Raw genomic sequence first — 20,895 nt, 5'->3', positions numbered from 1 at the left:
CTGGAACGCCTGGAAGCGCTGGGCTACCTGGAATGACCCCGCGCCGGGAAGAGGTGAAGAGAACGTGAGGCAAGGGAAGTGGCAGTGTGCGAGCATGTGGCTGCGCCGTCTGGCGAACCCGGACGCCGAAGTGCGCCGCGCACTGGAGCAGACGTATGGTGGCGACGCCTTTCTGTACGAAGAGCGCGCCGCGCTTATTGTGCGCACGTTGCAGGGCTTCGTGGCGCGGTTCGGCGACAGTCCCGTGCGCGTGTTTCGGTGTCCCGCGCGGATCAACCTGCGCGGCATGCACATCGACACGCACGGCGGCTATCTGAACCTCATGACGCACCAGCGCGAGACCGTTGCCGTCGCCGCTCCGACGCCCGAGGGTTCGTGCGCGTTCACGAACATCGAGCCGGGTTTTGCCGAAGCGCAATTCTCGATTCTGCCGGAACTGCATGGCAAGGGCTGGGGCCTTCCCTGGCGCTCGTACATCACGCACCCCGAGACGCAGGCCGCTGTGGCGGCACGGAAAGGTTCTTGGGAGAACTACCTGCGCGGCGCGGTACTGCGCGCGCAATATGAAGCGGGCAACGAGCCCCTGTGCGGCCTGTGCGCAACAATCGGCAGCGACATTCCGCGCGGGGCCGCGTTGAGTTCGTCGCATGCGCTTGCGGCGAGCGTGCTGCTCGCCATGCTGGGCGCGAATGGCCTGAATCTCGCGCCGGGGGCGCTGATTCTGGCCGTGCAGGACGCGGAATGGTACACCGGCGCGCGCACGGGCACGAGCGATCAGGGCGCGATGATCCTTGGCGGCCTGAACGCGCTGGTACACGCGGCGTTGTACCCCGACGACCTTGACTTGAAGGATGTGGCGCGCTTGACGTTTCCCGAAGACTTGCGCGTGCTTGTGATCCATTCGCATACGCAACGCAGTCTGAGCGGGGCCGCGCTGGCGGCGTATACGCGCAACCGTTTCGCCTATTCGCAGGCGCTCGAGATCTTCCGGCAGGAATTGAAGCGCCGGAACCGGGACGTTGCGTTTGTGAACAGCCTGGACCGGCTTTCGCGCATTACGCCCGAAACGCTGGGCGGCGATGCGGCGGTCTATGAGCTCCTGCGGAGGATTCCGCGGGAAATGGGCCTGGAGACGTTGCGTGCCCGGTACGAATTGCCCGCGTTCGAGGAGGCGTTCACGCGCTATTTCGGCGGTCTCGACGAGGCGAACAGGCCTCGTGCGGTTCCCTTGCGCGGGCCGCTCCTGTTCGCGCTTGCCGAATCGGAACGGGCGCGGCGGTTTTACGGTCTCCTGGAGCGCCGCGACTACGAGGGCGCGGGGCGGCTGATGTCTTTGGGCCACAACGGCGACCGCGTGGTCACGCGCGAGGGCGAGCCGTTCTCGCGCGATGTGACAGATGTGATGCTGGACGGTTATGTGCGGGCCGGGACGCCGCTCGCGGAATGCCCGGGCGATTACGGGGCGTCGAGCCCGGCGCTGGATGCGCTGGTGGACGCGGCGCTCGCCGGCGGCGCGCTCGGCGCGTCGTTGACGGGGGCGGGCATCGCCGGGTCTGTGCTTGCGTTGTGCCGGGCGCAAGACGAGGAGGCTGTGTCGGAAAGCGCGCGCGCGTGTCTGGCTTCTTCCGGGTATGCGGGTGTGGCGGGACACGCCGCGGGTCTCAGCGGCGAGGCATTGGAGCGTGCGGTGGTCCCGAACACGGCGGTGGCCGCGGCGGGTGAATTGATGCTCTGATTGCAGCGCGAGAGAGGAACAGTTCATGCAAAAGAGAATCCTGTGGTCGCGCCGGCGGTTTCTGGGCGCATGCGCGGCGAGCGGCGCGGTGACTGCAGCGGCGGGTCGGACGCGGGCCGCCGCCGCTGAACGGAACCATCTGGATCGCTTTGAACACTACGAGGATGAGCAGACCGGCGCGCGCGTATACCGGCTCACTCCCGGGCCGCAGCGCGACGATATCATCTACCAGACGCACCCGATGTGGACGCCCAACAGGGACATTCTTGTGTTCAAGTCGGACCGGACTTCTGGGAACATGGCGCCGCACGGTCTCGACATGCGCACGGGCGAAGTCCATCCGCTGCTGCCTGAAGCGAAAGGCGGCGATTTCACACTGACGCACCGCGGCGCGGATGTGTTCTGGCTGGACGGACGCGACGTGTTCACCGCGCAGGTGCAGGCGTTGCTTACTGGAAATGCCGAACCCCGGCGCATCGCCGCGCTTCCGGGCGCGGCCCAGAGCACGCTTGGCATGTTGTCCGTCGACGCAAACGAGGCGGCGCTCTACACGGGGGCGCTGTTCGAGGCCGACAAGAAGTGGGGCATCATCGGGCTGGACTTGAAGACAGGCGCGTGGGACATCCTGTGCGAAACCGGCTTCCAGGTTGGGCATGTGCAGGCCAATCCGGAGCGTTCGGGGCTTGTGCTGTTCTGCCACGAGACCGGCGGTTTCGCGGAGCAGCGGACGTGGTTGCTGGACGTTTCAAAGAGGACATACAGGCCGTTCTATGTGTCGACAAGCCGCGAGTGGGTAACGCACGAAGTCTGGTGGGGCGGCGGGCAAGTCCTGTTCACGGTCTGGCCATACGACGACGAACACCGCAATCAGGCGCACGGTGTCTTTCTGGCGGACCTCGATGGAAAGGCCGCCACCGTCGTGCAATATGCCGCGTGGCACACGCACGGCAGCCCGGACAAGCGCTGGATTATGGGCGATGACTTCGACCGCAATATCTGGCTGGCCGCCGCGGGGACGCATGAGAAGCGTCTGTTGACGCAGGGGCACAAGGGCAGGGATTTCGAAACCCACCCGCACGGCTCGTTCACCCCCGACAGCCGCGGTATGGTCTTCAATTCCAGCAAGTTTGGAACAGAGGACATCCTGCTGGTTCAATTGCCGCGGCATTCCGCGCAGGATTCCGCGATGCGCCGGCACTTCTGGCGCATGAGCCGCGCGCGCGTGAAACAGGCGCGGTAGATGTCAAGAGTCGAGCGGGCGAGCACGAGCGGGTCCGCGCCTTCGAGGTTGTCGCGCTCGTAGCGGGCGATCCCGATGAGCGGGCGGCAGGGCGGGCGCAATTCGCTGTAGATGCGCATTTCCTCGTCGAGACCCATGAGTTCCGCGACCATCTGCTTCGCTTTCGCCATGGACCCGCCGCCGCGCAGATGGTCGAGCAGGCGCTCCGTCGCGGCCACGCCGCGGCGGGCCAGCGACGCGAGGCCGTCGAAATCCACGTCCAGTTCCTTAGCCCATGCGCGGACCGTGGCGGAATCGGGGCCGTCGTAACAACGCAGGAGTTCGCGAAAGCTCTCCTCTTCCGCGTGCGGCTTTCTCTTGCCTGCGAGATGGTCGAGCCACATGAAACGGTATGCGCTGCGAGTGAAATCGCGCTGCGTCATTGCGCGGCGGAGCAACGGATAATATTCGAGGCACCCATCCGGCGCGAACCGGGTCAGATAGAGGTCGACGGGTGCGAGTTCTGGCCGGTCTTCAACGAATGCGGCGTGCCCGGTCTCGCGAAACCGAAGGACGGATTCCACGGCTTCCAGCACGTGCTCCGGCTGGACCAGCGCGCGTTCCTTGATGCCGCCAGGCACCTCGTTGCCGGCGCCGAGGTGGTCGCGGCGCCATTCGACGGCGCAATGGCCCGGCCCGTAGGGGCCTGTTTCGCGATAGTGCACATGGCCGACGGAGACCAGCGCGACCGGGCAGCCCACCGCGGCCGCGACATGCATGGTGCCCGTGTCGTTGGTGATCAGGACGCGCGCGCGTTCGAGCAGCGCGGCCAGCTGCGGCACGGTTGTCTGGCCAAAGAGGGGGATGGCAAGGCCGGGCGCGCGCTGGTCGAACGCTTCGCCGAGGGGGGCCTCGGCGGCAATGCCCACGAGCAGCACGACCGCCTGGCGCCGGTCGCGCAGCATCCGCGCGAGCCGCGCGAAATGGGCTTCGTTCCAGCGCTTGTTCTCTTCGCTCGCGCCGAGCTGCATGCACACGAGAAACGCATCGCGCGGTATGCCATGGCGCTCGAACAGAGCGTCGACGGCGGCGCGGTCTTCGTCGCGCAGGTCAAAGACCAGGCGGGGCGCGGCCGCGCGGCCCGAACCAGGCTCGAAGTGCCGCGTGATGTCGCAGAGATTCAGGTCGTTGTATTCGCGGTGGAAGACGCTGGTGAAGAAGTAGGCCGTCCACGCGCCGCGCAAGACGAATTGCCCGTCGCCGCTGAGGTGCGCGCCGATGACCCGGGGTATTCCGGCCAGCCGCAGCAGCATGGCCGACGCGATGCTGTGCGTGACGTTGTAGGCGAGATCGAAGCGCGCCTCGCGCAACGCCTTGATCTTCTGGTCGGCAAGTTCATAGGCATGCAGGAGCCGGTCGGAGTCGTTGGCGCGCAGGTCGAGAAAGAGCTCGTCCTCTTCGTACTCGATGATTTCATTCACGTCCGGGTGGCGCTCCGCCACGGCGCGACCCATGCGGCGCACGAGCACGGCGATGTGCGCGTCCGGATACTGTTCGCGGATGCCGCGGATCAGCGGCGAGGTCTGGAGCACATCGCCCATGCGCGTTGTCTGAAGCACGAGGATACGCATCAGCGCCGTTCCTTCAACAGCGCTTCGGCGAAATCGCGCACTTCGCGCAAATACGCGAAGACGCGCGCAGCGTAAAGGTCTTCGCCGGTGCGCCGCTGCTGCACGTCGAGCAGCGTGTCGTACGTGAACAGGGCCTCTTTCGGCCACAGCGCGAGATACTGTTCCAGTTCGCCGCCGGAACCGGCGCGTTCGAGCACCTCCGCGACGGAACGCTGCACGCGGATGCCGCGTTTGAGCAGTCGCGGGCCGTGCTGTTCCAGGATCAGGTCAAGCATCTGCTGTGCGCGGCGTTCATAGGTGTGATCGCGGAGCGCCCGGTCGCGCGCGCGTTGCGCGACCTGCTCGCGCTCGGCGGGATGGGCGAGAAAGTAATCAATCTTGCGGCGCAATTCGGACAGCGAGGTAAAGACCGGCAATTCCGTATTGAAATCGAAGTGACTTTCAAGTCCGATGCACGGGTCGCAGAGTTGGAAGCCGCCCGCCGCGGCGATCTCGAAGACGCGCGGGTTGATCGCGTCGCAGCCGGGGTCCACGCCCTCGGAACGGTTGCTGGAATGGAGGTTCAAACTGATTCTGGACCCCGCTACGATCTTCATGAATTCTTCGGACGTGAACCGCTGCTCGGGGCGCTGCACGAGGCGCGCCAGTTCGCGTGGAGTCCAGTTGACGCCCCAGATCTTGAACTTGTAGTCCGTCAGGCCGCGGAAAAAGCGGTTGCGGTTGTAATAGCCGGCCCCGGCGAAGGAAATATCGCACGAGTACTCGTCGCGCTCCTCCGGCGCAAGTTCCACGGGCCGGTGTACCGCCGGGTCGCAACCCGTCTGCACGAAAGCGTGATGCCTGCACCCGATCGCGTCGAGTTCGCGGTCGAAGGCGCCGGGCTGGATGTGAAAGAAGTAATCGTATTCACGCGCGACCTGCCTCCAATAGGGCATATGCCGCCAGTTCTCCACAAACCAGAATGCGGAGACCGTGCCGGACTCCGCGAGCCGCGCCGGGAAACTCGGGCCGACGGGCGCCTGTGCGAGCACGATGCAGATTTCAGGGTTGAACTCGGCGACGCGCGCGTAGGTCCATTCGCCGAGCAGGTTCGTGACCATCTGGCCCAGTTGCGCCTTGGCGCGGCCGTGCCCGACGCTTTGTGTGATCAACTCGTAAACCGGCCAGCCTGCGGCGTTGTCCACCTGCAGCGTGCGGTGTCCCAGCGCGCGGAACGCATCGGCGAGATACTGGGTAATGGGCAATGACCCGCCGTACATCGGGCCGACGACCGCTACGCTGAGCCGTACGCCTGCGAAGGCGCACCGCGCAAGGGCGGCGCGTACGGCGTCGACGTAACGCGGATGCAGGCGCGCCGTGGGCGGGTGGACGAGGACTTGTGGCATCCGCCGCGCGAGGTTCTGAAACGCGCCGGACTCCGCGATGGCTTCGATATCGCCGACGCCCAACAGGAACTCGGCGTTCGCCGCCGGGCCTTCGAGCGCGCATCGGGCCAGGGTCGCGTCTGGTTCGACGACGGACGTGTCCAGCCCTCGGCGCAACAATTCCAGGACATGATAGCCCAGGCCGAGTCCCACGACGAGCACGGGGCGGGCGGAATCGAGACCCGCGGATGTGACGAGTTGCGCGGCTTCGCGCTCGGGGTCGTAGCGGCTGTGCAGCAACACCGCGCCTGCCTTTAGCGTGGGCTTGCCCGTGCGGGAGTCCAGTATCTGGACGTCATCGCGGGCGGGTTGGCCGCGCAGTTCCGTGCGCCATGCATCGCTGGGCCGCATGCTCAGTCGCTCCCCAGGTTTTCGATTTGCCGCAACAGCTCCTGCGCGCGCGGGTTTTCCGGCTCGAACAGGAGCAAGGTCTCCAAGCGGTCCCGCGCGCCGGCGGCATCGCCTGCCCGCAGCCGCCACGCGGCGCAGGCACAGGCCAATTCGCTATTGCCGGAGTAGAAATCGGCGAAGCGTTCCAGCACGGGCAGCGCGTCTTCGACCCGGTCGAGATCTTCGGCCAGAGGCATGAAATGCTTGAACAGGGGAAGATGCTCATAGCCGGTTTCGAGCGCCTTCTTGAGATATTCATAGGCGGATTCCGCCCGATGTTCCGCGACGTTGACGAGACCGAGCGCGCCGAGCGCGCGGCCGTTTTCGGGGTTCGCGGCTACGGCCCGTTCGAGCAGGGGGCGTGCGGCGTCGACGCGGTTCATGCCCAGAAGCAGGGTGCCCAGTTCGCTTTGCACTTCGTCGCTTTCGGGACGCAGAGCCAGTGCCTCGCGCAGCAGCGTCTCGGCCTGTCTCAGCTGACCGAGACGGACGTGCGCCTTCGCGGCGATGCGGCGGCGTTCGCATTCATCCACGCCCACCGCGTGCAGGGCAAGCGTAACGGCGGCCTCCGCATGGCCGTTTTCGAGCGCGAGCCGCGCACAGGCCAGCCGGTCCGCGCCGGGATGGCCCGCCAGCACCCGGTATTGATATACGCGCAGCGCGGTGTAGTCCGCATCGTCTACACCCGCGATTGTGATCTTGCCAAGGCGCACCGATCCGTCTTCCCGGCGTGGCGCCGCGTCCTCGTTCGCCGTGGAAAGGGGCGCCAGTTCGCAGAGGTCCAATCCCGCGTCGCGGATAAGCGCCTCGAGCTCCGGACGCGTGAAAAAGCGCAGGTGCGTGCGGTCGAGAATGCCCCGGTCCGTGTACTGCCAGCGTCCAAGGGAGAGGCTCTCCAGCACCGCGTGGTACCGGACGTTCGGGATGCTGATGACGATGAGTCCGTCGGGGGCGAGCACGCGCGCGAGTTTCCTGATTGCCTGCGCCGGCTCCACGAGATGCTCGAGCACGTCCGCGCAAACGATGCAGTCGAAATGCCCGTCCGGGAAGGGAAGGTCCATGGTCTCGATACTGCCGGTGAGCACGTGGTCCAGGACGCGCCGCGCCTGTGCCGCGGCCCGCTCGACAATCTCGAGTCCGGTCACTTCCACGTTGCGGCGCTGCCGCTTGAGCAGCCAGCCGAACGCGCCCGCGCCGCAGCCGACGTCCAGGACGCGCCGCGCCTGCAGCGGGATGAACGGGAGCAGTTCCGGCCGCGGGCACTCGTAGTATGCGCCCACTTCCGAGGATGCGGCGCCGCCGCGGCCGCTCACGCCCGCGAACGTGCGCGTGGTTTCGAGAATTTCCGCGGCGCGCTGCGCATACGTGTGCTCCTGCAGGACGCGTTGACGCCCGGCTTCCCCGATTTGCGAGCGCTCCGCTTCGTGATCCAGATAATAGGCGATGAGGTCCGGCAGTTCCGCGTCGTTGGAGTAGAGGACGAAGTGTTTCCCGTCCTCGAAGAGGTCCTCGAGTCCGTCGGCTTCGTCGGTGATGAGCAGGGCGCCGGAGGCCATGGCTTCGAATACGCGCATGTTGACGTCGCGATGGACGCACGCGTTGACGACGATCTTCGCGCCGCTGTAGATCCGGGCCATGTCGGCGGGCCAGGCCTTGCCAACGAAGGAGCGGGGAAAGCGCGCGCGCGCGGATTCAAGCAGGCGCGCGCGCCGCGCGTCTTCTTCCGTGCTGAAGCTGCCGACATAGGCGAAATCGAGCGTGCGCTTGCGCGGCGGAACCTGGTGCAATGCTGGGCTGCACGCGAGGGGCGACCAATAGACGTGACGAATGCCCGCGTCGCGGAACGCGTCGATCTGAGCGCGCTGGGCGAGGAAGACACAATCGAAGTGGCGGGCCATTTCAAGTCGCAGTTCGGGCGCGACATGGGAATCGATCAGATACGCCACTTTCGGCACGTCCAGTGACTCGATGCCCGCGGGAACCTCCTTTGGGCCGGAATCAATCCAGAAATACAGGCCGGGCTCGAAGCCGGGCGGCAGCGCTGCGGCGATGTCCTGCCACGCCGCGCCGAGCGGCAAATCGATAAGGTGCGGCGGATACGGCGGCGCAGGCATTGGGAAACCCCAGTGGGCCAGCACGTCTTCGGGTACGCGGAAGCCCGCGGTGAGCACCTGATGTTGCGCGCGCAACGCTTCCTCGAAGTAGCGGCCCGTCGTGATGGGTGATGCCATGTAGTGCAGGAGAATGTTGAGCGGCCGCGCCGGAGTGCGCGGCGCCGGAATGCCCCCGAACCGCTGCGTGGAATGGTCCGCGGCCTCAAGAATGGCCGCGCGCCAGCTCTCGACGAACGCCGTGACCGGAAACTTGCGCGCGACGGTTTCGCGGCCGCGCGCGCCGATTTCACGAGCGAGGGCCTGGTCGCGCAGGAGCGATTCGACGCGGCCGCGCAACACGTCGGGCTCGCAGGAAACAAAGCCATCCACGCCATCCGTAAGCGGCGACGTGGGGTTGGCAAGCGCGACGACGGGCATGCCCGTGGCCATGGCTTCGAGCATGACGAGGTTATACCCGTCTTCGTAGGCTTCCCGTGTGACGTGCAGCAGGCACCGGAGCCGCCGGTAGCGGTCGCGCAGTTCCTCGAAAGACTGCGCCGGTCTGGAGCCGGTTATCCCGGGATTCTCGCCGACGACGAGGTTGGGCAGACCCGCCACAACCTTTTCCTGAAAGGCGACGTCGAACATGAGATCGCGTTCGCGCATCATGTTGCCGGCGCGAAGCACGCGGGCGTCGTCGCCCGTGTAGCCGCCATACTCGTCGAGGTCGACGCCGGGCAGGATGACCCGCCCGGGAACGCCGTAGTCGTCGCGCTTGGATTCCGAAATGAAGATGAATTCGAAGGTCTCGCGCAGACAGGCGATGAGGTCGCGAAACGATTCGACGGGATTGCCGCGCTCCGTCTTTGCCGTTGTGGCGAGGAAGGTGCGGCGGTTGTGGCAGACGAGCAGCTTGCGTGCGGGCGCCTTGAGCACGTCGAGGGCGTTGTTCTCGTTATGGGCGATGACGACGTCGTAGCGGCCGGTCATGAGGCCGGCGCGCCATTCGCGCTCCGGCGCCAGCACGATATTGGAGGGCACGGGCCGGTAGTGGGTGAACCAGGGGCGCGCGAGCACGCCGCCCTCATACTGGCCGACATGCAGCGTGAGCCCGGTCTTGGCCATCAGGCAGAGATAGGGTTCATGAAAGTTGAAGGTCAGGACGCGAGGCGCATTCATATCAGTCGCGCGCGGAGCGCGACTCGCGGAGCAGCCCGACGATGCGCTCTTCGCGCTCAGCGCGCGGCGCCAGTTCATACTCGAGCAGGTCGCCCAACAGAATGCAGTCGCCGTTCTTGAGAGCTTCCGCGGCCTCCTGCAACTGGGCGTTGAGGTCGTCGTGGAGCGACTTGAGCGACGCGCCGTCGACCGACAAGGCGTCCAGGTCGAGCCGCAACGCGCTCGCGATGAGCAGTTCGCGTGTCTTGATATGACCCCAAATGGCCGCGAGTTCTTCAAAGGGCTCGAACCCGTCGTCCGGGCTCTCGCCGTGAAACACTTCCGCGAGGTGCTGGCACGCTTCGGGCAAGTTCGGCAGCGCGCCGGCCAGTTCTTCAAGACAGCGGTCGACGAGTTCGGTGAAAGGCGCGGAGCAGACCTCAAGCGTTTTTAGAGCGCGGAGCGGTTTTCCCTCAAGGTGAGCAACAAGCGTGTCGGGCTGCATGGCTTTGCCGTCCACCTGTACGCTGAGCAGAGCGCGGCCCCGTTCGCGCAGCCACGCTTCAACCGCAATAACCGCGCTAAGCCCGTCTTCCGGTTCTCCGGTGAAGCTGAAATTGCGTTCTCCATCCACGATCACGTCCATGTGAAGACTCCTGCGCCTGCTACGGGATGAGCCCCGAGACGGCATCTATGTGGGGCGCACTGGCCGCCTGCGCGTTCTCCGCCTGGATGGCGAGATAGACCTCGCGCCGGTGCACGGCGAGCGAACGCGGCGCCACGATGCCCAGTTTGACCTGGTTGTCCTTCAGGTCGAGGACCTTGATCTCGACATCGTTGCCGATCATGATGCTCTCGTTTTCCTTACGCGTCAGCACGAGCATGGCTCTTCTCCCGGGCTTCCGTCCCTTGTTTCGCCTGCGCAAGGAAGAACTGAATCGGGTAATCGCCGCGGTCCAGCACGGTTTGTCGCGCCAGACGGCGTTTGGGGTTGACGAGGACCGGGGCGCGCAGGTTCGTGCGCACCTGCGACGGGTCGTCCGGAACCACCAGCAGCGTGTAGATGTCCAATTCCTCGACACTGGCTGCCTCGAGTTCGGCCAGTTCCGGAGGGCTGAGGGATATCTTGTAGTCCGGCACAATGACCCGCGGGTCCAGCACGAGAAAAGCCAATTCGGGCGAGTCCAATGACTGAAGCCACTTGAGTGGCCCATCCTTCGGGCCGGGAAGCAAGACAAAGTGGCGCTGCAACGCAAAGCCGATGATAGGTTGCGCGAAGGTAATGATAGCGTCGGGCTCGACGCGGACCTCGCCAAAGCGTGTTGTTTGCAGTATCATGCGAGCCTCCACCGCTGACGCATGACGGGAGTCTTCCTCCCATCCGCGGCCGCGTACCCGGCTGCGGTCACGTACGGCAGACCGCGGCGCCCGACCAACCCATCGCGCGCATTAGTATGCCCTAAGTGATTTTCAAACGCAAAACAGGCGGCGCAAATACCCTCCAAAATACGTAATCCGAGAGTAGTGCGCCAATCCAGCGGATGCCCTGCCCGCAAGACACAAATCCCGCGCCGGGGTTGCGGCGCGGGATTTGCGGAGTAGCAGCTGGGGTCTTTGGCTTACAGACCGTCAGGATTGACCGTGGTGATCAGCCACTTGCCGCCTTCCTGGGCGAGCACGAGTTCCACGGAAACGGAGCCGGCGGGCGAACTCAATTCGACGGGGTAGACCGTAGCTTCGTTGCCGTCGACCTCGATTTCCATATCGTCCGTGTACACTTCGCCGTCATCGGCGTAACCCATGTCAATGCCCATTTGCAGCATGTACTTGGCTTCTTCCTTGCCGCCTACCTCGGGGTGATGGAAGTCTTCCGAGAAGGTCTCCATCAGCGCGTCGAGGTCCAGGCCTTCGAGGGCCTTCTTCATCGCCGCGACGGTGGCCTTGACCTGGTCTTCCGGGCTTGCAGCCGCAGCAGGCTGTTCCGCGGAAGCGGCTGCGGCAGACGGGCACGTCGGGGGTGCGGCCGCGGCGCACGGCGCGCCGGAGACGGCGGCGCGGGCCAGTTCCGGCGCCTGTGCCAGGAACGAGTAAACCTTCACCTTCTGGTCGGCGGCCAGACCCGTGCTCATCTCCTCGGCGGCCTTCACGCGCAGGTCCAGGAGCTGCTTGTCGATAGCGACGAGCGCATCCAAGCCGGCGGCTTGGGCGCGCCCGGCTTCGAGCGTCGCAGCTTGGGCGGCATACGCATTGAACGCGCTGTAAAACGCGACCGTCTCGCCCGCATCGAGGCCAAGTTCCTCGGCCAGGCCCAATGCAAGCGCCTTCTGGACCACGGCGTTGTCCTGTGCGGCGGCCGCGCCGGTCAGGACTATAGCGGAAAGTATGCCTGCCACAACGAATACACGCTTCATTACAGATTCTCCTTCTGATAATTGATGCACGCCAATACCGCGTCTCACGGTTTCTGACGTGAGACTCTGCTTATGTTTGGACCAGACATTGCTGGCGCTGGTTTCGAGGCGCAGACAGGGTAATTTATTTCCAGGCTGGGGGCGGAATCACACCTGGAAAGTTACAGAATGCACATAGAAATTGAAAATATTAGAATACATAGTAGGATCCTACGAACCAAAAGAATTACGCATTATTATAGGCTATGATATATGAAAAATACTCTTTTCAAAATTGTTTTTATTAATTTAAGTAGAAAGGTTATCATAGAATACTTATTTTGATGTGAAATTTTGTTGACACAACCAGGATTCGGGGGTAGAATGACGTCTGCGGTGGTAAGCAGCAGTTCGGGGCCTGGCATCGCGAATCCGGTTGTCTCGGGTGGACGTGGCGCAAACGGAAGCGGCATGGCACGGTGGCCCCGGCCGGCCTGCCCATAGGCAAGAGGAGGGCATGGCCAACACACGATACGGATGTGATAGCGAGCTGTTTAATAGCTGTTCTGTCCGGGGGAACACAACATAACAAGCGAACTCATACAGAGAGGAGGAGACGAACGTGAAAAAGCAAGGTTTTACACTCATTGAACTGCTGGTTGTAATCGCGATCATCGGCATCCTGGCGGCGATCCTGCTTCCCGCGCTTGCGCGGGCGCGCGAGTCGGCGCGCCGTTCCTCGTGTCAGAACAACCTGAAGGAACTCGGGTTGGTCTGCAAGATGTATTCGAACGAGGACCCAGGCGAACGGTTCCCGTCGATGGGGTATCGCATTTCTCACAATATCCAGTTTCCCGCCACGATAGACTATGCTCAGTCGATACCGTGCAACTACACGAACCCGTCGGCCAATCCTTATCCGCTTGGTACGGGCGACGCGGAATTCGTCATGGACGGCATGTCTGTCTATCCGGAATACCTGAATGACTGGAACATTCTGATGTGCCCATCGGATTCGAGCGCGGCGAGCAATGTGAACGTTGAAGGCCGCTGGTATTACGACCAGGATATCCAGGATTCGAAACTGGACCCGTGCGCGTTCACGGCGGAGTCGTATCTGTATCTCGCTTGGGCGCTGAACGGGCGTCCGGGGCAGGATTATCTTCGTTCGGGCATGGAGCCGAATGATACGGCGATCACGGCGACAAACGTTACCTCGTACATTGATGGCGGTTTCCTTGCGAAGCTGTCCGGCGTGATCATCAGTCAAGTTACGGCCGGGCCGCTGGTCAACAAGTATGACGAGGATATCGAGTATACGAACAGCGACGGCATAGACCGAATCCTCTACCGTTTTCGCGAGGGCATCGAGCGGTTCTTCATTACAGACATAAACAACCCCGCAGCCTCGTCGGAAGCACAGAGCACCCTGCCTGTATTCCTGGACCTCGTGAGTACCGATGTGGGGGACTTCAATCACATTCCTGGCGGTTCCAACGTGCTGTATCTGGACGGTCACGTGGATTTCCTGCGTTATTCGACCGACTTCCCGGTTACACGCGCGTTTGCGGGACTGATTTCGCTGTTCTAGTCCTGACTCACGATGTATCTTGCGTCAAGGAGCCGAGGGGCTGTCCCTCGGCTCTTGTCTTTTCTGAAGGCACGTGGGTCAGGAATAGAGGCACGGTCCCGCGTCGTTTCGCGGAACGTGAATTGCGGGGCCAGTCGCGGCCGCGAATTCGTTCGTATTTGGAAATTGCGGGTGAACCTCATGACACAAAGACCATGTATTCAAATCGTGTTCTTGGGACTCATAGTGCTTGGCTTTCCCGCGCTTGCCGCGGCGCAGGGGGACGCGGGGACGGCAGCGGTGGCCCTTTCTCCCTTGGCCGTGGTATCGCGGTGGGCGCACATACTGGCTGCGATTGTGATGCTGGGCGGTTCGATATTCCTGCGCTTCGTGCTTATGCCATCGGTGACGGAAGTCTACGGTCAGGAGGGGCATCAACGGCTACGGCCCGTCCTGATGCGGCGCTGGCGTCGCGCCGTACACGCGTGCATCGCCTTATTCCTCGTGAGCGGGTTTTACAATTACCTCGTGGTGACGGCGCCGCGTCATGCGGGGCAGCCGCTGTACCATGCGCTGTTCGGCGTGAAGCTCCTGCTTGCGCTGGTGGTGTTCTTCCTGGCGAGCGTGCTGGTTTCCGGGCGCGACAAGCCGTCGGCGATTCGCGCCAATCCGCGGCAGTGGATTGCGATTGCGGCGGGCCTGGCTACAGCCGTGGTGCTCATCGGCGGTGTGATGAAGCTGATGTAGAACGAATCGGACCGGTCGGACGGACCGGACGTATTCTACGGGGCTGCCGTTTCCGGCGGCTGTGCCACGCGGAGCAGTTCGCGAGCCTTGTCGAAATCGGGGTCGAGTTCGAGTGCGCGGCGTGCGGCTTCGGCGGCGGCTTGCGTCTCGCCCAGACCATGCAGGGCGGCGCCGTAGTTGACCCACAGTTCGGGGTCGTCACCGCGGACCGCCAGCAGGTGCTCCAATTCCCGGGCGGCTTCCTTGTAGTGACGCTGGATAATCCAGGCGGTCGCGAGGTTGTTGCGCGCTTCGAGGTTGCCGGGACTGATACGCACGGCGGCCAGGAAATGCCCGGCCGCCTCTTCAAGCTGCGCGGGCTGACACATGGAACGGGAGCCGGATGACTTGATGTCCACGGGCGTGTTCAAGGCGCGCAGATACTGGCCAAGCAGGTGTTTTCCGAGATTGTTGTGGGCGAGCGAGTTGTCGCCCGTGACGGCGATGGCGTGACGGAACAGGGTTTCGCTGTCGCGCCAATGTTCGAGCTGCCACCGGGTCGTTTGCGCGCTAATGCTGAGCACGGCGATGGCCGGCACAAGGAGCAGGGCCTGCAAGACGGGCCGGAATTTTGCGGCGGCCGCGAGCGTCCATACAACGGCCACCGCCAGGCCAATCGAAGGGAGATACGTGTAGCGGTCGGCCATTGCCTGGCTGCCGACCTGCACAAGACCGATGACGGGCACGAGCAGCCCGAGGAACCAGAGCCAGCCCGCAAACAATGCCGGGACGCGCCGCAGCAGCGCGGCGGCGAGGGTAATGGCGGCCAGCAGGAGCGTCGCGGCAAGAACGCGGGGCAGCGTGATGGTCTCGGGGTCGAAGGGATAGGGGACCGCCAGCGGGGCGGGCCAGAAGGTCTTGGACAGGTATTGCACGTAGCTGATGACCGCGTTGCCCATGCGCAGGGGTATTGGCATGGCATCGACGCTCACGATTGCGCCCGCGCTCTTCTGGGCGAGAAACGTTGCGGTGGTTGCGGCGGCGGCTATTACGAAAAGCGGGACCTTCTCAGCCGTGAGCCGGGCAGTCCTTTTCACGAACAGTCCGCCTGGGGGAACACCCTCGAAGCGCCGGAAAGGCCAGTAGTCGAGCAGCAGCAACAGGCAGGGCCAAGTCACGAGCATGGGTTTGGCGAGCAGCCCAAGGGTCAGCAGCAGCGCAACGGTGGCGTAGCGGGCGGGGCCGGGCCGCCGCGCGTATGCGGCATAGGCGACCAGCGCGGCAAGGCCGAAAAAGGCTGATAACACGTCCTTGCGCTCGGAGACCCACGCGACGGACTCGACGCGCAGCGGATGCAGGCCGAACAAAAGCGCCACGAGCAGCGCGGCGGCGAGCGAGCCGGTGGCGAGGCGCAGAAACAGGAATACCAGGGCGGCGTTGACCGCGTGCAGGACGATGCTCGTCAGATGATGTCCGGCGGGGCGCAGGCCGAAGACCCGGCAATCGATCATGTGAGAAATCCAGGTGAGCGGATGCCAGTTGGCGCTGTGGCTTGAAGTGAACGCCCAGACGAGATTCTCCCGCGTGGGACCGGAAACGACGTGCGGATTCTCCGTGACATAGGCGTCGTCGTCAAGAGTTACGAAATCGTGATTGACCGCGGGCAGGAACACGCGAAACGTGACACACGCGGCCACACATGCGAAAAGGAGGGTCGCCGCGTGTCGCGTGTAGTGCGTGCTCATGGGAAGATCCGCTTTCCGGCAACAATGCGTGAAGGGAAGATAACACGGCGATTCCAGGCGCGCCAAACGGGGCTCTCGCCGTCGCGGTGTCCATGCCCGAGGAACAGCCGGGACCACGGCGCGGGGACGAGTTTCTGAATGTAACGCGGAGCCGTACTCCTGGAAATCCGGAATGAGGGGGGTATGAGAATAGAAGACCGCGGGCCGTGGGGATTAGAACGGCGCATACCCTGCGCTGCCAAACGCTCGATGCTTGCTGTCCGGGCTACGGCCTAGGCGCGCAGGTGGAGGTGCGGCAACACGGGCGTGGCGCGCGTCTACCGTTTCCACGGCGGCGTCTCGGGCAGATACTTCTCGAATTCCGCGATGAGTTCCGCCTCGTATGCGCCCGCATAGGTTCCCGCGAAGAACCGGTCGAGACCCTCTTCGTACAGCCGTTGCCAGGAGGCATCTTCATCGCCCGGATTAATAGGAAAGAAGAGCGCTTGATTATGGCGGGCGGCCTTGAGGTCGCCGTTCGCGTCGCCGATCATCAGTATCTTGGACGGTTCGAAGCGGTTTTTCGACGCGTACTCGATGTGCTGGCCCTTGGTGCCGATTTCCTGGCCGCAGATGGCGAACACATGCTGCGCGACGCGCTGTTCTTCCCATTCTCGTACCAGCGCCTCCGTCGGCGTCTGGCTGCACACCATCATGTCGGCGCGGCCGCACGCCTTTTCCAGGCATTCACGAACGAAGGGGAACGGGGGCAATCCGCCCTGCACGACCTCCTCGACGCTCTTGTTGACATCCTTGGACCAGCGCAGCGCGAGATGCATGTCGGGTTCGTCGGCCTCGCTATGGGCCTGGCAGTAGGCCGTCAGCGCGGGATTGCCCAGCTTGGTTTCGTGTTCGATCCAGCGGCGCAAGTTGGGCGCTTCCGGAAGCTGGATGCCGCGCCGCATGGCCTGGGGCCAGTCCGCGAGCAGGTCGAAGACCTTGGTCAGGGCGGGGAAGCGGTTCACGCCGCGCCATTTCGAGTAGAGGTTGACGAACTCGCCCGCCGCGCGCGCATATTTCGACACCGCCTGGAGTCCCCAGTGTTTAATGATATTCGGGATGAAACACTCCTTGTGCTTGATTTCCATCGTGTCAAAGGCGCAGCCGTCCGAATCGATCGCGATCAGGAACTCGTGCTGGGGCACGCGCTGTTTCAGGTCAGTCACGGGGTCGCTCATAGGTCCTCCACGTATCCAAGAATGTTGGCGCACAAATGGGAAAGGCGTTCTCAGACGCCGGAAAACGCGGAAAAGCCGCCGTCGACCGGCACGACGATGCCGGTCACGAACCGCGAAGCGTCGCTTGCGAGCCAGACGAGCGTGCCGATGAGGTCTTCGGGCGTGCCGAAACGGTTCATCGGCGTATGCCCAAGAATCGTCTTGCCGCGGGCCGTCAACTCGCCGGTTTCCTTGTCGGTGAGCAGGAACCGGTTCTGTTCGGTAAGGAAGAAGCCGGGCGCGATCGCGTTCACGCGCAGGTTCGCGCCGTATTCCTGCGCGAGGTGTACGGCAAGCCATTGCGTGAAATTGCTGACCGCCGCCTTCGCGGCGCTATAACCGGGAATTCGGGTCAACGGGCGGAACGCGTTCATGGACGAGATGTTGATGATCGAACCGCCCGCGGGGTTCTGCAGCATGCGCTTCACGAAGACCTGCGACGGCGCCAGGCACCCGCCCAGGAAATTCAGGTCGAAGACCTTGCCTACCGCATCCGGCGGCAGGTCGAAGAAGGACTGCTCCGGCGAGGTGGTCGCGCCCTTCATGTTGCCGCCGACGGCGTTCACCAGCACGTCCACACGGCCGAAATCGTTGTGGACGTCCGTGCAGCATGCCTCGATGCTCTCGCGCTTGAATACGTCAAGCGGATAAGCCTTGGCTCTGCCTCCCTGCTCTCCGATGCGGCGCGCGACGGCATCAGCGCTGTCCGTGACCAGGTCCGCCACCGCGACCGTGGCGTGCGCGCCTGCCAACCCCTCCGCCATCGCGCCTCCGAGCACTCCGCCGCCGCCGGTCACGACCGCGACCTTCCCGCTCAAGTCAAACAAGCGTGTTGCCTGCATGTTTCCGTACTCCTGGATGGTCCCGCGACCCCGGCCCTGTCTTTCCCGGTCTCGCGTGCCCTGATGCACGCGACACAAGCGGGACGTGATTGCGGCGTGGGAAAAGGCTAGCAAATGAAGACCGGGGTTTCAACGTCTTGACGGTTCGCGTCTTGGCGGTTCGCGCCGGCTGCTACAGATACCCCAGCGCTTTTAGCGCGTCTTCCGCTTCTTCATCGAGCGGCACGCTCTTTTCCGTGGGCGGTGGCTGCGCGGTGCGGCATTGCTTCAGAAACTGCTGCATGCGATAGGCGAGGTCGTCCTTGACGGCGGCGAACGTCGGCATGCCGCTGAGGTCGCGCGTCTCTTCCGGATCGTTCTCGAGGTCGAACAACTCCTGCCGCCCGTCGCTGCCGCGAATCAGTTTCATGCCTTCAAAGCGGATCGAAGTCAGCCGCCGCTTGAAGCGGCGCACGCGTGGGTTGCGCCAGCGGCGGTCGGCTGTTTTCACCGCGCGGAACCGGGCATGTTCATAATACTCGCAGATGACGGGCCGCTGCGGCAGCGTTTCGCCGGGGAGGAGGCTCCGGCCCTGGTTCGGATATCGCGCGGGGTCGAGGTCGGCCAATCGCAGCACGGTGGGGAACAGGTCCGTCAGTTGCACGAAATTGGTGTCCTGCGAACCGGCCGGAAACAGTTCCGGGAAGTGGACCAGGAGCGGCACGCGCACGACGGATTCGTAGAGGCAGAACTGGTGGTTCAGCATGCCGTGGTCGCCGAGGTTCTCGCCGTGGTCGGCGACCACGATAAACGCCGTGTTGTCCCACTTGCGGTAAGCCCGCAGCACCTCCACCATCTTCATCACGAGATAGTCCGTATACCGCAGTTCCGCATCGTAGTGCTCGACAAGGTGGGTGAGCCACGGCTCCCCGAGCGGTCGCCCCTTGACCAGCACATCCAGAAAATCGATGTAGACCGCGTCCTTGTAGGCAGGGTCGGTCAGGAAACAGTTCGCAAACTGACCGGCCGAGTTGTACGGATCGTGCGGCCCGACGAGGTTCACGAAAATGAAGAACGGGCGCGTGTCTTCGACGCGAACGGCCGCATCGAATTCGCGCAGTGCGTTGCTGTCGGCGGAGCGCGGCAGCAGCCGCGGTATCGAATAGGAATCGAACCCCTTTGCAAAACCGAGATTGGCTCGCAGCGCGGGATTTTCGCAGATGCCGATCGTGCGATAGTCGATGCTTCGCAATACCTGCGCCACCGTCGTGAGGTGCTCGTCGAGCCGGTAGTGTTCCCATGTGGCCGCGTGCGAGGCCGCGTACAGCCCGGTAAAAAGGGAACCGTGCGCGGGCACGGTCCAGCAGCTGGTCGAGTACGCGTTCGTGTACACCCGCGATTCGTCCGCCAGCCTGCGCAGAAACGGTGTCGTCTCCCGCGTGTAGCCGTAACAGGACAGATGGTCTTTGCGCGCCGTGTCCATGAGGATGACCACGATATTCGGGCACGAATCGTTTTGCTGTTGTGCCCTGCCGCGCGTGGTGAGGGCGGCGCTCAGGGCGCCGGCCAGGGATGCGCGCAGGAAATCGCGGCGATGAATTACCGCGGGGGTATGCGCCTTCCAAGTACCCAAGACAAACCTCTTCTGTTAGTGCAAAACGGGCGTAAGTGTAGCGGAAAATGCTCGGAGATTCTATTGTGACATCGCCGTCGCGACAAGTGACACTGCTGTTGAGCGGCGTTGTGTCCCGTCGGCGGACGTCAAGAGTGGCGACGCGGCAAAGCGCCGTTGACCGCTATGCCGCGGCTTGTGGGATAATCCTGCGTGCGTCGCGACCTGGAACAACACCATGCCTATTCCCGAAGACGAACTGGATTTCACGTTCTTCCGCAGCCGCGGCCCCGGCGGCCAGAAGAAGAATGTCACGGATTCGGCCGTGCGCCTGCGCCACCTGCCCACGGGGATTACCGTCGTGGCGCAACGCGGCCGGTCGCAGTATCAGAACAAGCGTCTGGCGCTCATGGAATTGGAGCGGCGCCTCGCCGCTATGCGCCGGAAACGGAAACCGCGCAAGCCGACGCAGCCCACGCTCGCGTCGCGTGAGCGGCGGATCGCCGAGAAGAAACTCACGGCGCGCAGGAAGGAAACGCGGCGTTCGCCGGAAGACGACTGACGCGCCGGCCCTCCTACTGCTTCACTTCGTAATCGAAGGGCTGTATCGTGAGTCCTTTCATCTGCACGTTGCGTATCGCGCCCGTGGTGCGCCACGTCGCGATGCCGAAAGGAACCGACGGTTCGACTTCCCAGCGAATACCGATCTTGTGACCCGTGGCGACAAGGTCCACGAGCTTCTCCTCGTCGAGCCAGGCTTCTATCTTCTCGCCATAGACGCGGACACGCACCTGATACCAACGGTCGTTCTCGAAGTCGATGATGCGCGTCGTGGTATTGTTCGCGGCATCCTCGTAGTCGATGCTCGAGAGACCCACCAGCGACCCGCCCCAGCCGCCGAGAATCAGCGAGCAGGGCTCCTCGCCCACCGGGAAGGTCAAGCCGCAGAAGAAGTCGCTGCCGTCCACGCGCATCGCTTCCAGCGTGATCTCGTAGTCCTTGCGGATGAGCGGGCCGCGCCACGTCACGCCTGTCAGGTCGTTGCCCTTCTCCAGATACAGCACGTCGCCCTCGACGCGGACCTTGCCCGGCGCGGCGAAGTCCGAAACACGCCACCCTTCGCTC

General features: G+C 63.8%; 17 protein-coding genes. 5 read left to right on the top strand and 12 right to left on the bottom strand.

Annotated features, from left to right (window positions below):
* Together KA184_16400 and KA184_16395 are read left to right on the top strand one after the other, a co-directional pair.
* The coding region (locus KA184_16400; GenBank protein MBP8131160.1) for a hypothetical protein at positions 1–1,735 on the top strand (1,735 nt) is incomplete at its 5' end.
* Between the two features lie 25 nt (positions 1,736–1,760).
* Positions 1,761–2,975: a hypothetical protein gene (locus KA184_16395; protein ID MBP8131159.1), complete on the top strand. Its 1,215-nt coding sequence runs from the start codon at positions 1,761–1,763 to the stop codon at positions 2,973–2,975.
* Here the strand turns inward: KA184_16395 and KA184_16390 are convergent.
* From KA184_16390 to KA184_16360, 7 genes are all read right to left on the bottom strand, one after another.
* Positions 2,888–4,585: a glycosyltransferase family 9 protein gene (locus KA184_16390; GenBank protein ID MBP8131158.1), complete on the bottom strand. Its 1,698-nt coding sequence runs from the start codon at positions 4,583–4,585 to the stop codon at positions 2,888–2,890. The two genes, KA184_16395 and KA184_16390, sit on opposite strands and share 88 nt — an antisense overlap.
* On the bottom strand, positions 4,585–6,360 hold the full coding sequence (locus KA184_16385) for a glycosyltransferase (GenBank protein ID MBP8131157.1): 1,776 nt from the start codon (positions 6,358–6,360) through the stop codon (positions 4,585–4,587). Before KA184_16385 ends, KA184_16390 begins: the two co-directional genes overlap by 1 nt.
* 2 nt (positions 6,361–6,362) lie before the next feature.
* Positions 6,363–9,671 carry a glycosyltransferase gene (locus tag KA184_16380; GenBank protein ID MBP8131156.1) on the bottom strand — a complete coding sequence of 1,103 codons (3,309 nt, stop codon included), beginning with the start codon at positions 9,669–9,671 and terminating at the stop codon, positions 6,363–6,365.
* Between the two features lies 1 nt (position 9,672).
* Positions 9,673–10,296: a hypothetical protein gene (locus KA184_16375; protein MBP8131155.1), complete on the bottom strand. Its 624-nt coding sequence runs from the start codon at positions 10,294–10,296 to the stop codon at positions 9,673–9,675.
* Between the two features lie 19 nt (positions 10,297–10,315).
* Positions 10,316–10,534 carry a carbon storage regulator CsrA gene (csrA, locus tag KA184_16370; GenBank protein ID MBP8131154.1) on the bottom strand — a complete coding sequence of 73 codons (219 nt, stop codon included), beginning with the start codon at positions 10,532–10,534 and terminating at the stop codon, positions 10,316–10,318.
* Complete coding sequence (locus KA184_16365; protein ID MBP8131153.1) at positions 10,515–10,988, bottom strand: flagellar assembly protein FliW; 474 nt, start codon at positions 10,986–10,988, stop codon at positions 10,515–10,517. The genes csrA and KA184_16365 overlap by 20 nt, the downstream gene beginning before the upstream one ends.
* Before the next feature lie 281 nt (positions 10,989–11,269).
* The gene (locus KA184_16360; protein MBP8131152.1) at positions 11,270–12,061 is read right to left on the bottom strand and encodes a hypothetical protein; all 792 of its coding nucleotides are present in this window, start codon (positions 12,059–12,061) and stop codon (positions 11,270–11,272) included.
* A gap of 601 nt (positions 12,062–12,662) precedes the next feature.
* Between KA184_16360 and KA184_16355 the strand changes: the two genes are divergently transcribed.
* Both KA184_16355 and KA184_16350 read left to right on the top strand, forming a co-directional pair.
* Complete coding sequence (locus KA184_16355; GenBank protein MBP8131151.1) at positions 12,663–13,631, top strand: DUF1559 domain-containing protein; 969 nt, start codon at positions 12,663–12,665, stop codon at positions 13,629–13,631.
* Positions 13,632–13,970: 339 nt separating this feature from the next.
* Positions 13,971–14,357, top strand: a complete 387-nt coding sequence (locus KA184_16350) for a hypothetical protein (protein MBP8131150.1) — start codon at positions 13,971–13,973, stop codon at positions 14,355–14,357.
* 35 nt (positions 14,358–14,392) lie between these two features.
* Here the strand turns inward: KA184_16350 and KA184_16345 are convergent, their stop codons facing one another.
* The 4 genes from KA184_16345 to KA184_16330 form a co-directional block, all read right to left on the bottom strand.
* Positions 14,393–16,081, bottom strand: coding sequence for a tetratricopeptide repeat protein (locus KA184_16345; protein ID MBP8131149.1), 1,689 nt, complete (start codon positions 16,079–16,081; stop codon positions 14,393–14,395).
* A gap of 317 nt (positions 16,082–16,398) precedes the next feature.
* The gene (locus KA184_16340) at positions 16,399–17,298 is read right to left on the bottom strand and encodes an HAD family hydrolase (protein MBP8131148.1); all 900 of its coding nucleotides are present in this window, start codon (positions 17,296–17,298) and stop codon (positions 16,399–16,401) included.
* Between the two features lie 50 nt (positions 17,299–17,348).
* Complete coding sequence (locus KA184_16335) at positions 17,349–18,179, bottom strand: SDR family oxidoreductase (protein MBP8131147.1); 831 nt, start codon at positions 18,177–18,179, stop codon at positions 17,349–17,351.
* 172 nt (positions 18,180–18,351) lie between these two features.
* Positions 18,352–19,791: a sulfatase gene (locus tag KA184_16330; protein ID MBP8131146.1), complete on the bottom strand. Its 1,440-nt coding sequence runs from the start codon at positions 19,789–19,791 to the stop codon at positions 18,352–18,354.
* Between the two features lie 217 nt (positions 19,792–20,008).
* Between KA184_16330 and KA184_16325 the strand changes: the two genes are divergently transcribed.
* On the top strand, positions 20,009–20,332 hold the full coding sequence (locus KA184_16325) for a peptide chain release factor-like protein (GenBank protein MBP8131145.1): 324 nt from the start codon (positions 20,009–20,011) through the stop codon (positions 20,330–20,332).
* 13 nt (positions 20,333–20,345) lie between these two features.
* Here KA184_16325 and KA184_16320 read toward each other — a convergent pair.
* A partial coding sequence (locus KA184_16320; GenBank protein MBP8131144.1) for a DUF1080 domain-containing protein occupies positions 20,346–20,895 on the bottom strand: 550 nt, incomplete at its 5' end.

It is taken from the genome of Candidatus Hydrogenedentota bacterium (assembly GCA_018005585.1).
Classification (GTDB): domain Bacteria; phylum Hydrogenedentota; class Hydrogenedentia; order Hydrogenedentales; family JAGMZX01; genus JAGMZX01.
The sequence above is the reverse complement of the archived record's forward strand: the minus strand, read 5'-3'. Positions and strand labels throughout refer to the sequence as shown.